Source organism: Bradyrhizobium sp. USDA 10063, from assembly GCF_054063735.1.
This window is the reverse complement of the sequence record NZ_JBSSGP010000001.1, coordinates 79,383-93,326: the sequence shown is the minus strand read 5'-3', so window position 1 is coordinate 93,326 and position 13,944 is coordinate 79,383. Positions and strand designations below refer to the sequence as shown.

4 protein-coding genes and 4 pseudogenes are annotated in these 13,944 nt (G+C 62.7%); 6 read left to right on the top strand and 2 right to left on the bottom strand.

Translation table 11 applies throughout. The annotated features are described in order from the left end of the window. Positions 1 to 15: 15 nt before the first annotated feature. The 3 genes and pseudogenes from ACVJGD_RS00380 (at position 16) to ACVJGD_RS00370 (ending at position 2,410) form a co-directional block, all read left to right on the top strand. Positions 16 to 1,155, top strand: coding sequence for a conjugal transfer protein TraB (locus tag ACVJGD_RS00380; RefSeq protein WP_456632550.1), 1,140 nt, complete (start codon positions 16 to 18; stop codon positions 1,153 to 1,155). A 12-nt stretch (positions 1,156 to 1,167) separates the two neighbouring features. Next, positions 1,168 to 1,593, top strand: a pseudogene (locus ACVJGD_RS00375) (conjugal transfer protein TraH); the annotation flags it as partial. 54 nt (positions 1,594 to 1,647) lie between these two features. Continuing rightward, positions 1,648 to 2,410 (top strand): annotated as a pseudogene (locus ACVJGD_RS00370) (IS6 family transposase). A gap of 979 nt (positions 2,411 to 3,389) precedes the next feature. On the opposite strand, the pseudogene ACVJGD_RS00365 reads toward ACVJGD_RS00370, so the two are convergent. Beyond that, positions 3,390 to 3,485: pseudogene (locus tag ACVJGD_RS00365) on the bottom strand (IS5/IS1182 family transposase); the annotation flags it as partial. A gap of 432 nt (positions 3,486 to 3,917) precedes the next feature. Continuing rightward, on the bottom strand, positions 3,918 to 4,511 hold the full coding sequence (locus tag ACVJGD_RS00360) for a hypothetical protein (RefSeq protein ID WP_456632549.1): 594 nt from the start codon (positions 4,509 to 4,511) through the stop codon (positions 3,918 to 3,920). A 356-nt stretch (positions 4,512 to 4,867) separates the two neighbouring features. On the opposite strand from ACVJGD_RS00360, the pseudogene ACVJGD_RS00355 reads away from it, so the two are divergent. The 3 genes and pseudogenes from ACVJGD_RS00355 to ACVJGD_RS00345 all read left to right on the top strand — a co-directional run. Further along, a pseudogene (locus ACVJGD_RS00355) lies at positions 4,868 to 11,952 on the top strand (shikimate kinase); the annotation flags it as partial. A gap of 72 nt (positions 11,953 to 12,024) precedes the next feature. Then, complete coding sequence (locus ACVJGD_RS00350; protein WP_456632770.1) at positions 12,025 to 12,939, top strand: Ulp1 family isopeptidase; 915 nt, start codon at positions 12,025 to 12,027, stop codon at positions 12,937 to 12,939. A 112-nt stretch (positions 12,940 to 13,051) separates the two neighbouring features. Then, positions 13,052 to 13,786 carry a hypothetical protein gene (locus tag ACVJGD_RS00345; protein WP_456632548.1) on the top strand — a complete coding sequence of 245 codons (735 nt, stop codon included), beginning with the start codon at positions 13,052 to 13,054 and terminating at the stop codon, positions 13,784 to 13,786. The last annotated feature ends 158 nt before the right edge of the window (positions 13,787 to 13,944 follow it).

Sequence of the window (13,944 nt, the reverse complement as noted above, 5' to 3'; positions counted from 1 at the left end):
GCCTGGCGCGCCGCGATGATGGTCATCGCGGCGACTGGGGTGGGCGCCGTCGCCTGGAGCGGATACGCGCTCGCCCTTCCGCTCGCCTGCACCTTCCCGACGCTGTGGGCGCTCGCGCCGTCGCGGTTGATCTCAGCCGTAGTGAGCGCGGCCTATTTCCTTGCGGCATCGCGCGCTCTGCCGCAGGGCGTCGTCAATTTCTACGGCACGGATCTCGGCGTCGGCATCGCCTTGTGGATCGCCGCGGCGGCCATCTTCGTCCTGGTCCACGCCGTGCTGTGGCAAAGCCGGCGGGGATGGGGGCGGGCGCTACGGTTCGCCCTTGCGGCGATCTTGATGAGCGTGCCGCCCTTTGGGATCGTCGGATGGGCGCAGCCGATCACCGCGGCCGGCATTTTGTTTCCGGGATGGGGATGGTGGGGGCTGGCCGCGACCGCGGCCATCCTGCTCACCATGACGACCGGCAAGTGGCCCATCGCGGCGATCGTCGTGGCCGGCTTCTGGGCCTGGTCGGCCGCGCACTGGATCGCGCCAGCGCAACCAGACAGCTGGGTTGGTCTCGATACCAAGCTTGGCAGCGCGCTCGGCCGGGCTCCCGATCTCGATCAATCCCAGGCGCTTCTCCAGCGCGTGCGCGAGGCTGGCACTGCCGGAGCCCGCGTTGTCGTGCTTCCCGAGAGTGCGGCCGGGCTGTGGACGGCGACTACGAGCCGCTTCTGGATGGACGGCCTTCGCGGCTCCGACGTCACGGTGATCGCCGGTGCGGCGATCGTCGATCGCGAAGGCTATGACAACGCCATGATGGAAATCAGCACGGGCCGCGCGCGCCGGCTCTATGGCGAGCGCATGCCGGTCCCGGTCTCGATGTGGCAACCATGGCTCGCATGGACGGGGCAGGGCGGAGGCGCCAGGGCCAGCTTCTTTGCCAACCCGGTCGTGAAGTCTACTCGCCACCACGTGGCGCCCTTGATCTGTTACGAGCAACTGCTCGTCTGGCCCGTCCTGCACTCGATGCTCCATTCGCCCGGCGTGCTTGTCGCTGTTGGCAACGACTGGTGGACCGCCGGTACCAACGTCCTCGCGATTCAAAGAGCCAGTACCGAAGCCTGGGCGCGCCTGTTCGGACTGCCGCTCGTGCTCTCGTTCAACACCTGAAGGGGGATCATCATGATCGATGCCGCCACCATTCATCAATGCGCCGATGCTGCTCTGAAGCCCGCGATCGTGGAGAAATTCATCCGCGCGGTCGGGGCACCCGATCCGCTCGCCGTCACTGTCCGGACCGGAAACCGCGTCATCCTCGTAACGCCGCCCAAGACGCCGGATGACGCCATGGAGCTCGTCCGTCGTTACGTCGGCCAGGCCATGGTCCGCGTTGGGGTGATCCAATATCCGGCCGGGCTCGGCGTCACCGACGTCGCCGAGCTCAAGCCCGACCTCGTCGACGCCTGCGCCAATATCAGAATGGGCACCGCGCTGTTCGGCAAGGTTTATCGCATCGTCACGAAATGGTATGGCGCGCCGGTCGACGAGGCGTTCGGCGATGCGATCGAAGCTTGGAAGAGCGGGTATTTCGAGGGGAAGTATGTGTTCGACGGGTACCGTCAAGTTAACGAATTGGAGCGGCCGAGGGGGTAGACGAGCGGCATGCCGACCGCCCGTGACCCTCTTTATCGCCGCCATCGCTTCCCACCGGAAGTGATCAGCTATGCCGTTTGGTTGTATTTCCGGTTTCCCTTAAGCTTGCGCATGGTCGAGGAAATGCTGGCGGCGCGTGGCATTGGCGTGGCCTATGAAACCGTGCGCCAGTGGGGACGGAAATTCGGCAAGGCGTTCTCCGATCGGATCCGCCAGCGCGCTCCCGCTCGCGGCGACAAATGGCATCTGGACGAGGTCGTTATCTCGATCGCGGGCGAACAGCATTGGCTCTGGCGCGCTGTCGACCAGAATGGCTTCGTTCTCGACGTCTTGATCCAGCGCCGAAGAGACTCGCGCGCTGCGCAGCGGCTCATGAAGAGGCTCTTGAAATCCGCCGGCACGCCGCCGCGCGTGATGATCACGGACAAGCTCCGTTCGTACGGCGCTGCGAGGGCGAAGATGGGCTTGCACGTCGAACATCGCCAGCACAAAGCTCTCAACAATCGGGCCGAGAATTCTCATCAGCCGACGCGGCGACGCGAGCGGATCATGAAGCGTTTCAAATCGTCCCGTCAGGCTCAACGGTTTTTGGCAGTTCATGATCAGGTCGCGAACCTTTTCCACATCCCCTATCCCGGAGCCGTCACCGCCGACTTCCGTCGTGCTTCGCGCGAGCGAGCCTTCGCGACTTGGCGCGAGATCTCCACGACAAGCGCTATCGCCGAATCTCGAACCTTTGAGAATGGCCTCCTTCGGCTCGGCCGTCGATTAAGTTGACGATGCCGTCTCGACTTGGTCCCCCACTGTCTCGTCTATAAGGTCGCTGCAGGCCTCGGCCTTGGACCGCCTGGGTGGGCACATCATGGACGTGCCCACCTTCTGGTCCGCTCGCTGGGTGCGACAGGAGCGAGCGTCCTCGTGAGCTTTCAGCCTCTGGATCGTCGCGCCGCGCTTCCCCCTCAGATCGCGACACGCCGGATTCCGGCAAGGAGCGGAAACGACGACGGTTCTCACCGATTGCGCCTTGCAGCGCAGCCGCGAGGCGTCGATGTGGGCCGGCGAGAGGACCGGCAAACCGGCCTGCACTTCCGCGCGGCGGGACGCGAGAATATGCAGCATCTGAATCCTGAGGCTCAGAACGTATCCGCTCCACAACAGAATTGAACGATCGGCCCTCTTCACCCGGACCAGAAGCCCGCCCAGTACTAGACCCCTCAGCGCCTCGACCTTCGTTGGCGCCAAATTCTGAAATGGGCGATTTGCCGCGCTCGTCAATGGGCCTCATAATCCATCTCCAATGTAGCGGAAACTGTGCAGGCTGCCCTCACGAGCGCGATAGCACGCGCCGGCTCGGCCGCTTGTCCTGGTCTTATTTGACAGAGCTGATTGAATGGATCGGATCCGCAAACGGCGAGCACGCAGACTCTTCAATTGCGTGCCCTTACGAACGAGAGATCGATGGAGCGCATCAATCACCGAGCCAAAACCGCTTTCGAGAAACACACTTAAGAATCCCAAAGTGAGAAACGGGTGCTTCATTTGCCGATGGGCTTTCGCGGACGTTGTCTTCCGCCGCAATGTACAACCTGACGCGAGGGCCGATACAAGCCTCCTTCGATCTGTTGCTGTCTCGGTTGTTGTCGGTACAGAACGAGCCAGCGACGCGCGCGAGGTTTAGCTGGAACGCTAGAGCATGATGGCGCTGGGGCCATAATCCTCCTATTTACGCAGTTAGAGTCTGTCCGGGAAAATCAACTTGGATTGCATAGCTTTCGGAGCATGAGGCGAATGGAGGCGAGCTTGAGGAAGGCGAGCGCCTTGCGATTGAGACATTCCCAATCCTTGGCTCAGAGCAATAGGCGTGGAATATCGCTTCATAATGAACATCTATTTGTCCTGGTCGTAGGAGAGGAGCACAGCAGATTCGAATACAACGGATGGCCGATCGCTCTTCGAGCATTGGGAGTGTGATCGAAAAGGATTTGTTATCGTTTGTGCTCAAGCATCTGGCGAATTGACGATGGGTGTAGTGGCACGCTCAAGGCCGCCCATTGTGCGAAGATCACAACCAGCGCATTCTCGCTTGTATTGGAGGCGCGTTATGACTCGCATCAGCGGACTTGGGAATCGCATTTGGCAATCTGCGGACGACAGCGCTGAAGGCGCGGCCAAGTCTCACACAGATGGCGTTTCTGGTGAGGGCGGTCAAACGAACAGTTCCGTCCTTGGGCGGATGGGCTCTGAGCCGCAAGATTTAGAGACTTGTTCTGCTCGCGTCCCTATCGACGATAAGGCTGCGCAGCGCGGGCATGGTGGAAGCTCCGAGATCCCGTATAGATCTTATCGTGGCGCACCAAGTCGGGCAGAAAGCTTGTCGCGTTCTGGCGGCGAGCACTGGCGGAGCGATCGAGCAGCCGGAAGCTCGCGAACAGAGGCGCTCCCGCCACATAGATATTCCGCGTCCGACCGAGCGGCTGGATCAGGAAGGCGGCCTGTCGACGATGTCGCCGCGCAGAGCGTCCATGGCGCAGGCTCTGAACGATCGTACAGGCCTTATCGTGGCGCACGAAGTCGGGAAGAGAGCTTGTCGCGTTCTGGCGGCGAGCACTGGCGGAGCGATCGAGCAGCCGGAAGCTCGCGAACAGAGGCGTTCCCGCCACATAGATATTCCGCGTCCGACCGAGCGGCTGGATCAGGAAGGCGGCCTGTCGACGATGTCGCCGCGCAGAGCGTCCATGGTGCAAGCTCTGAACAATCGTACAGGCCTTATCGTGGCGCACGAAGTCGGGAAGAGAGCTTGTCGCGTTCTGGCGGCGAGCACTGGCGGAGCGATCGAGCAGCCGGAAGCTCGCGAACAGAGGCGTTCCCGCCACATAGGTATTCCGCGTCCGACCTGAGTGCCAGGCCAGGAAAACGGCGCGTCGATGATGTCGCCGCGCAGAGCGTCCATGGTGCAAGCTTAGAGCGCCCCTATAGCTCTTCGAGCTCACTTAATACGGCGCTAAAGGACATTGATCGGGCTCGCAACGTCTATGCATTCTCAGGTGCAGTGGTGAACTATGCCAGGCAGTTGCGGATGCCAGACAAGGCAACGTTCCTGCAAAAGGCCGCCGCTGATTTCCGATACAGATTTGTCGCGCGCTTGGAGGAAAATATCCGCGCTGGTGAATCATGGAGCTACGCCAAGACATGCAACGCGGTGAGCGGGGAGGCTGGTGGTCGGGAGGGCATGGAAGCTTGCAAGGCCTTAGCAGCTCGAGTATCGAGGCTCGACGACGCGCTTATGAACGAAGTCGAGGACCGAGCCCTTGCGCTCTTCGCCGTATCATTCGGTCGGCACTCCCGGGTGCCGGAATGCCGCAGCGGGGCGATCAGAATCGCGGAAGTTTGTTGCAATGAAAGCCGCGAACTTTGGAGGCAGACTAATCAAGGCCTATCCTTACTGGTGAACGGCTTCAGCAAGTGGCCGGACGCGGCGGACTGTCGCGAGGCCGCCGTCGCGATCGCCGGTGAGGTTGCTCGCTGGCCCGGCAGGCTCTCTGATACTCCGCAGGGGCTGGCGAACCTGGTGAACGGTTTCAGCAAATGGCCGGACGCGGCGGGCTGTCGCGAGGCCGCCGTCGCCATCGCCGGTGAGGTGCCTTCCCAGCTCTCCAATTTTAACCCCCAGCAGCTGGCGAACCTGGTGAACGGTTTCAGCAAATGGCCGGACGCGGCGGGCTGTCGCGAGGCCGCCGTCGCCATCGCCGGTGAGGTGCCTTCCCAGCTCTCCAATTTTAACCCCCAGCAGCTGGCGAACCTGGTGAACGGTTTCAGCAAATGGCCGGACGCGGCGGGCTGTCGCGAGGCCGCCGTCGCCATCGCCGGTGAGGTGCCTTCCCAGCTCTCCAATTTTAAGCCCCAGGAACTGTCGAACCTGGTGAACGGTTTCAGCAAATGGCCGGACGCGGCGGGCTGTCGCGAGGCCGCCGTCGCCATCGCCGGTGAGGTGCCTTCCCAGCTCTCCAATTTTAAGCCCCAGGAGCTGTCGAACCTGGTGAACGGTTTCAGCAAATGGCCGGACGCGGCGGGCTGTCGCGAGGCCGCCGTCGCCATCGCCGGTGAGGTGCCTTCCCAGCTCACCCGTTTTAAGCCCCAGCAGCTGGCGAACCTGGTGAACGGTTTCAGCAAATGGCCGGACGCGGCGGGCTGTCGCGAGGCCGCCGTCGCGATCGCCGGTAGGGTGCCTTCCCGGCTCTCCAATTTTAAGCCCCAAGAACTGGCGAACCTGGTGAGCGGTTTCAGCAAATGGCCGGACGCGGCGGGCTGTCGCGAGGCCGCCGTCGCCATCGCCGGTAAGGTGCCTTCCCAGCTCTCCAATTTTGAGCCCCAGCAGCTGGCGGGCCTGGTGAACGGTTTCAGCAAATGGCCGGACGCGGCGGGCTGTCGCGAGGCCGCCGTCGCCATCGCCGGCGAGGTGCCTTCCCGGCTCTCCCGTTTTGACCCGCAGGGGCTGGCGAACCTGGTGAACGGTTTCAGCAAATGGCCGGACGCGGCGGACTGTCGCGAGGCGGTCGCCGCCATCGCCGGCGAGGTGCCTTCCCGGCTCTCCAATTTTAAGCCCCAAGAGCTGGCGAACCTGGTGAACGGTTTCAGCAAATGGCCGGAGGCGGCGGGCTGTCGCGAGGCCGCCGTCGCCATCGCCGGTGAGGTGCGTCGTCGCGCCGTCCGCACCGCCCGGCTTTCTGATTTTCCTCCGCAGGGGCTGGCGAACCTGGTGAACGGTTTCAGCAAATGGCCGGACGCGGCGGGCTGTTGCGAGGCCGCCGTCGCCATCGCCGGTGAGGTGCCTTCCCGGCTCTCCCGTTTTGACCCGCAGGGGCTGGCGAACCTGGTGAACGGTTTCAGCAAATGGCCGGACGCGGCGGGCTGTTGCGAGGCCGCCGTCGCCATCGCCGGTGAGGTGCCTTCCCAGCTCACCCGTTTTGACCCGCAGGGGCTGGCGAACCTGGTGAACGGTTTCAGCAAATGGCCGGACGCGGCGGGCTGTCGCGATGCCGCCGTCGCGATCGCCGGTGAGGTGCCTTCCCAGCTCACCCGTTTTGACCCGCAGGGGCTGGCGAACCTGGTGAACGGTTTCAGCAAATGGCCGGACGCGGCGGGCTGTCGCGATGCCGCCGTCGCGATCGCCGGTGAGGTGCGTCGCGCCTTCCCAGCTCACCCGTTTTGACCCCCAGCAGCTGGCGAACCTGGTGAACGGTTTCAGCAAATGGCCGGACGCGGCGGGCTGTCGCGATGCCGCCGTCGCGATCGCCGGTGAGGTGCCTTCCCAGCTCACCCGTTTTGACCCGCAGGGGCTGGCGGGCCTGGTGAACGGTTTCAGCAAATGGCCGGACGCGGCGGGCTGTCGCGATGCCGCCGTCGCGATCGCCGGTGAGGTGCCTTCCCAGCTCACCCGTTTTGACCCGCAGGGGCTGGCGGGCCTGGTGAACGGTTTCAGCAAATGGCCGGACGCGGCGGGCTGTCGCGATGCCGCCGTCGCGATCGCCGGTGAGGTGCCTTCCCAGCTCACCCGTTTTGACCCGCAGGGGCTGGCGGGCCTGGTGAACGGTTTCAGCAAATGGCCGGACGCGGCGGGCTGTCGCGAGGCCGCCGTCGCCATCGCCGGTGAGGTGCCTTCCCAGCTCACCCGTTTTGACCCGCAGGGGCTGGCGAACCTGGTGAACGGTTTCAGCAAATGGCCGGACGCGGCGGGCTGTCGCGAGGCCGCCGCCGCGATCGCCGGTGAGGTGCCTTCCCAGCTCTCCAATTTTAAGCCCCAGGCGCTGGCGAACCTGGTGAACGGTTTCAGCAAATGGCCGGAAGATGCGGCATGCCACCAGGCGGTAATGGACATCGCGCGCGGCCTCGGCGGACCGGGCCGACGCTTTGGTTCGTTCACGACGCTTGAGCTCGCCACGATCGCCAATGCTCTGGGACGCAGTGTCATAAGGGGCGAGGACGGTGGAGACGTTGCGGAGACGGCCCTGCTGAAGAATAGCCTACATCAGCTGGCTCATTACCTGCACTATGCCGATGATCGGCTGGAGCAGGCCGATGTTCTGAGCATTGCTACCATTTTCAAGGCGCTGGCGAAGGTCAGGCTGTTCGAGGACCTCGGTTTGCTCGCACCAACAGGGCTAGATCGCCTTACGGGATTGCATCGTGCCCCTGGTTTTGCCGCGGAGAATAACCTCGAAACCACGGGCAATCTTTGCGCCGCCCTGCTGCCGCTGGCGCGTAGCCCGCATCTGCGCTGGCACCGTAGGCAGGCTCTGAGCCTGCTGAACGACATCCAGCCCGTCGTGGAGCACAAGATCGAGGCGCATCTCAACGCAAGCGAGGCCGAACGGACCCGTGGGCCGTTCGCGAGCCGCTGCCCGGCGTTGTCGATCTATCAAGTGCTGAAAGCCCGTGCGGTCCTGGAGACGTTGTTCAAGCGGCCGTATGTCGAGGGCAAAAAGCCCGATTTGCTCGCACGGCAGGGCGAGCTGCAGCGCAAGACCAAGGAGATCCTGGACAGCACGCGCGACCTCATCGAAAGCGATCTTTCCAACATGAGCTGGAACCTGATCGCGCAGATCGAGTCGGACAATCCGCTCGATGTGCTGGACACGTTCATGGCGCAGGATGCGGCGAGGATCCAGGCGCGACATCCGGCATCCGTCTTCGACATGCATGAGGTGTTGCGATCGATGGACCATGAGCCCAGACCGCCGCAGGGTGATGCGGGACTGATGCAGTTGCCCGTAGTCGACATGCAGGGACGGCGCGTGGCGACGGAGCCCGAGACGCGCTATTCGATTTTTCATCGCCTGACCTCGGGGGCATTGCCGGTGGTCGCGGTGCAGCTGCCGGCAAAGCTGAGCACTTTCATGTTGGCGCGGACGCTCACCGTCGATGGTGTGCCGTACCGCCTGGACCTGTTTGGCGGCAGCAAGTTGAAACCACCAAAGCCGACCCTGTCGCAGATCGCCGCCCGGGCTCCAGGCGCGCAGCCAGCCGCGTCTTCCGGAGGCAAGCTGCTGGCCATTCCCTATGCCGAAACCGCTCCGGGGACGGCGTTCGAGCAACTGTCGCGCGCCTGGGCGCCGTTCAAAGAAGCCTATTGGTACACCCAACGCAGGGGGTTTGCGGCGCCACCGGCGATCAAAGATCTAGGGCCTCACAGACTACGCGCTGGAGGGCGCCTTCAAGCTGTTGCTGCTGCCAGACCGCCCGGCCACCAAGGCGCATCCCTTTAAGCTGACTGGACCGGAAGGTCCGATTGCCTTGCGACCGCATGACGGCTGCGGCTTCATCAAGGCCTCGCTGGCCGAGCAGATGCCAGCTGTTCACCGGGTTGGTCACCAGGAAGGTCCCGATCGGCTGCGGGCCTTTGGTGAGGGAAGGAGATCGTCCGTCCCTCCCTCGGCGCTGCAACATTACCCTCGCAACGACCAAGTGGCGGAAGAAGCGAGCGAGAAGGCCAAGACCTGGCTTGAGAGCCGAGACGGACGAGAGCTGACGTCCGAAGAGTTGTTTCGCACCGTGACGACCGGACACACCGATGGTCCCGGCGCGGTCGCCGTTCCATCCGATGATGGCTGCCTCCATGTGCCAAAGCTCAAGAGCGACACGCTGCCGGGAACGGGGGGCGTGCTGATCGGGCGGGCGCCCTATGATAAGCCCAACCTGCGTCCGCTCGCTGCCGAACGAGTCAAGTCGGCAGCTGATGGGGATCCGACTGCGGCATTCCTCGATTGGTGCGTGGCCATGCAATACAGTTTCAGTGTCGCCCAGAAATCGCGGGAGGAACTGGCGGCCGACGATCCGAGCTTCTTTGCCAAGGGCATTCTGATCGTGGTGCCGGATGAGATGTGGCCGGCCAACTACGCCGACCGTGGGCTGGTGATGTCGGCCGAGGACGTCAAGTGCCATTCGAGCTGGACTAAACGCAAGGACCGCGCAACCGTGGACATGCCGGTCGACTGCGTGGGCATCCTGCAGGCGACCGAGCTGTTCGCTCCTGGGTCGTTGGTTGCCGTCCCGCCCGATGAACAGAAGAAGCTCGACGGCGACTTCGACGGGGATGCCGTCATTATCATCGGCGACCGGCCGCAGCTTTATCAGCATGTCTGGCAGTTCGATGAAAAGGAGCAAGCTCGCGGCGTTTGCTCGCTCAAGCCGCCAAAGTCGCATACGCCGGCGATTGAGGATGGTAACTATCAGTTCAGTCGTGCCAGCCAGATCCTCGCGGCCACGACGAATGTTTTGGAAATCTATAGCAGCCTGCAGCGAAGCTTTCTGGCGCAGTCCCATCAAGCACGACGCTGGTTTGCCGAGCGGGCCATCTTTGGTACTTACGAGGGCGTTCACCACAAGCTACGGCACGACATCCGTCAGCTACTGAACCAGGAACAGGTGAGTGGCCAGGATATAGAGGACAAGCTCGAGCGGGCGAGGCGCGAGACCGAGGTCGCAGACCATCCGGTCGCCCGCGAAACGGCCGAGTTGCTTGTTGCCGACCTTAAGGCATGGGCAGCGAGGGCGGATGAGCAGGTGCTGCCCGAAACAGCCGAAAGCGACACCAAACTGACGGTGAGCCCAGCGTTCGTCGAGCTTTTCCCGGAACTGGCGGAGGCCTATTCGGCCGCTCCTCAGCCCCGCGACCGCATCCAGGTCTTGCTTGACCACTACCCTGCGCGCATCGAGCCCCGACCGGATGGTTACAATCTGGACGATCTCGTCCAAAGCGCAAACAATCTTCTGAGTCTTGGCATCAAGGTCGGGACCGACGGGTATAAATCCGACACCGGAGTCCACCTTTTCATGAAGAAAAGCCAAGAGCTGCAGCGACTCCTGCAACAGGTGCCGGGCCTGACCTCCGTACCCTTCAGCAAGAGCCTGGCGGCGACGCTCAGCCAGGGCCGGTTCGACGTCGATGCGGCCTTGGAGGATCTGAAGGATAATCCCACGCTGGCGGCGTCAGTCATGGAGGCCTCAATCAAGCTTGCTGCGGAGAAGCACATTCTGCCCGAACCCACTGGCCGACTGCTTACGGCTGAGGATGCCGCCATGACGGTCATGCTGACCCGCGAGGAGGCTGCGGAGCGTGCTCAAATGGAGGCCGCCCGCGCGGAAGTCGAAGAGACAGAGATCACTGCAACGGCATTCGAGGTTGCCAAGACGCTTAGCCAGGTGGGCGTCCAGGTGAATATGCCCCATCTCGATCGCCGCTTGAGATCGGAAGCCTCCATGACGGCCCAACTCACCGGGATGAGCGTCACGTCTGACGACGACTCTCAGCTGATCAGCAGCGCTGTTCGCCACGTCTTCGAAGTCCCTGACGAGGATTTTGCAAGCGCCTTCAAGAAGGCCGTGCTGGGCTTCGGTGAGCGGGGCTTTGCCGAGATCAGCACAACCAACTGGTTCAGAATGCGCAATCCGACGTTTGTCGGCATCAAAACCGTACTCGCCACTCCGCGAGGTTACCGCTTCGAGGCGGAGTTCCACACACCAGACAGTTACAAGGCCAAGATCGCCAATCACGATACCTACAAGGAGTTGGAGAAGCTTCAGCAGCAATCGAGCGGAGATGCTCTGTATAACGCCGAAGAACTGGCGCGCCGTGCGCGAGAAGTCTGTAAGAAGGTGGCTATCCCCGATGGCGCCAAGAACATCCCCCACTGGGGAGTAGAACCGGCTCGTAGAAGGCAGGCTGGTGCAGCCTTTACGGCGCGAGCTGCCGAGCCAGGAAGGCGCGAGATTGGAGAGATTGTGACGGCTCTCGGCGATCGACCGATCGTGCTCGTCGGCATGCCAGGTGCTGGCAAATCCACCATCGGCCGGCGTCTTGCGAAGCGGCTGCGGCTGAACTTCATCGATTCCGATGCCGAGATCAGGAAAGAAGCCGGCACGTCGATAAGGCAACTCTGCCAGACCTATGGCGAACAGTATTTTAGGGATCTTGAGGCTAAGGTAATCGCGCATGCGCTCAAGCAAGGGTCCGCGGTGCTCGCGACTGGTTCCGATTCGTTGATCCACGATCAGACCCGTAACCTGATCCATGACAAGGCAGTCTCGATCTGGCTCAAGGCCGACGCCGACGTGATAATGCGGCGCAACATGGGCCGGTCCGGCCGACGGCTGCTGCAGACCCCCGACCCGAAGGCGACCGTCACACAACTGATTAGGGAGCGCGAGCCGGTCTATCAAACTGCTGATCTCACGATTGGCTCGGGCAGCGGGTCGCATCAAAATCAGGCGGATGAATGCGTGACCGCGCTGCACGCCTATCTCTGCGACGCAGGGCAGGGCGCTCGGCAGACCGGCTTGTTTCAGGAGCTTCCTGTTGCGCCAAGCTCTCAGAATGCGGGAGCTTCGGGTATGCTCGTGCAGGAGATGCGGGTCGCCGCCGCCTCATCATCTGCGGTGGCTCGATCGTCAGACATCCATGCCAGCCGTGGAGCTCTGATTGATTTGCCTCACCATTTACGGGTGTCGTCGATGAAAGCTTCGGATGCTCGCACGGACACCTTGGATCCGACAGCCTCGCTCCACCGTCGCAGCAGCTTAGCGCTCGACGCCCAGGAATGGCTGGGCGACGAGCATATCGCGGCGGATTACGCGCTCCTGGAGCAGGAATGGCAGAGGGAGAACCCGGGTCTAGCCGCGCAGATCCGGTTCGCACCGCCCGCGCCAGTTCAACTACTGCGCTTGGCCGAGAACCCGAACGACATACAAGAAACTCTGATGGGGATCGTCCAGGACCATAATGGTAACGATACAGCCAACTTTCTGTTGCTGCCGGTGAACGATGGCGGCGCTGATCGGGCAGGCACCCATTGGTCGCTGCTGCTCGTTGATCGCCGCGTGCCGGAAAGGATACGCGCCTATCACTACGACTCCAGCGGGAATAGGAACCGGGCCGTCGCAGAAGAGCTCGCAACACGGCTGGGCGCCCGCCTCAGCATAGCTGCCATGGCCCAGCAGCAGAACGACTATGATTGCGGCGTCTTCGTGCTCGACGCCACGCGGGCGCTGGTTGAACGTTTGGCGCAAGGACAGCGGCCAGAGGCGCTGCACCTCGACAACATCGTCGCCGATCGGCAGGCATTGCGGAACCGACTAAGCTTGACTTTGGCCGAATTATGCGGCGTGGGCGAGAGCGTCCTGCATGCGGTGCCAGATATGGCGGGGAATTTCTATGGCATCTCGGTGAGGCTGGGACATGAAGGAAATTTGATGAGCCCATATTTCGCGTCGGACCGCCGCGATCGCATCGCTGAAGGTGAGTACTGATTTCGGATACCAGGCGGTGGTTCTGGGCTCGAGCTTCCGCGCCTTCGCGAGGTCGTGCGTCCATAGCGTGACGAGGGAATACAGGCCGAGCAAGATCGGAGTGGTCCGCAGAATGGCCTTGTCCGACCACTGGCGCTGGGTCTCGACACCCGAGGTGAGCGCGAACTTCCTCGAAGGTGACTTCAAGCTGCCAGCGGCTGACGAACCAGGCGAGGATGTCGTGCGGCTTGGCGTTGAGGTCGGTGGCGAGGAATGCTTGCGGTTCGAGTTCACCGATCGGATCACGGACGAGGAGCCAACGGATGGGCAGCGGCTTGACGCCGCTTCGATACCAGAGGGCGGTACCGGTAGCGATCTCGACGACGCGATTGGTTCGGCCGTACCAGAGGCTGATGTGGCAGCGCTGCCAGCGGACCTTGCGATCCTTGACGACTGCGGACAGCTTCTTCTGCGCCTTGCCTTTGATCGGCGGCCGACCGCGGCCCTTGCGCTTTGGCGGCGGGAAGTCGAACAGGTTGGCGTCCATCCGCAAGCGGGTGACGACGCAGACACGGCTGTGAATGGCGGCGAGGAATTCGACGGCCGCAAACGCACTGTCAGCGACGAGCACGATATAGCGTCCAGGAAGCCAGCGACTGATCTGCAGGACGGCTTGGCGGGCCCAGTCGAGCAGGGCCTTGGGCTGTCTCGGTCTGCCAGCATAGAAGCGTTTGGACGGGGCCAGCAGGGTCAGAAAGGGCAGCGCCATGATGCGGTCGGCCCACGGCACGCGCACCAACAGCATGGCGGACAGCCAGCGCAAACCGCTGGCCTTGACGAAATGCCTGCGCGTTCCAGACGATCGTGATCACCCATTCCAGAGCATCGTGATCACCGTTTCCAGGGGATCGTGATCACCAATTCCACAGGATCGTGATCGCTGTTTCCAGCGGATCGTGATCGGGGACAGCGAGCCGGACACCACTGACAGTCTGCAACCCAGGTAGCTTGGTCTTTTGCCCGACA

What these genes read in the sequence shown, in the direction of transcription:
- ACVJGD_RS00380 (WP_456632550.1), top strand. Translation starts at nt 16, where the DNA reads ATGATGGTCATCGCGGCGACTGGGGTGGGCGCCGTCGCCTGGAGCGGA.
- ACVJGD_RS00350 (WP_456632770.1), top strand. Translation starts at nt 12,025, where the DNA reads ATGCTCGTGCAGGAGATGCGGGTCGCCGCCGCCTCATCATCTGCGGTG.
- ACVJGD_RS00345 (WP_456632548.1), top strand. Translation starts at nt 13,052, where the DNA reads ATGGCCTTGTCCGACCACTGGCGCTGGGTCTCGACACCCGAGGTGAGC.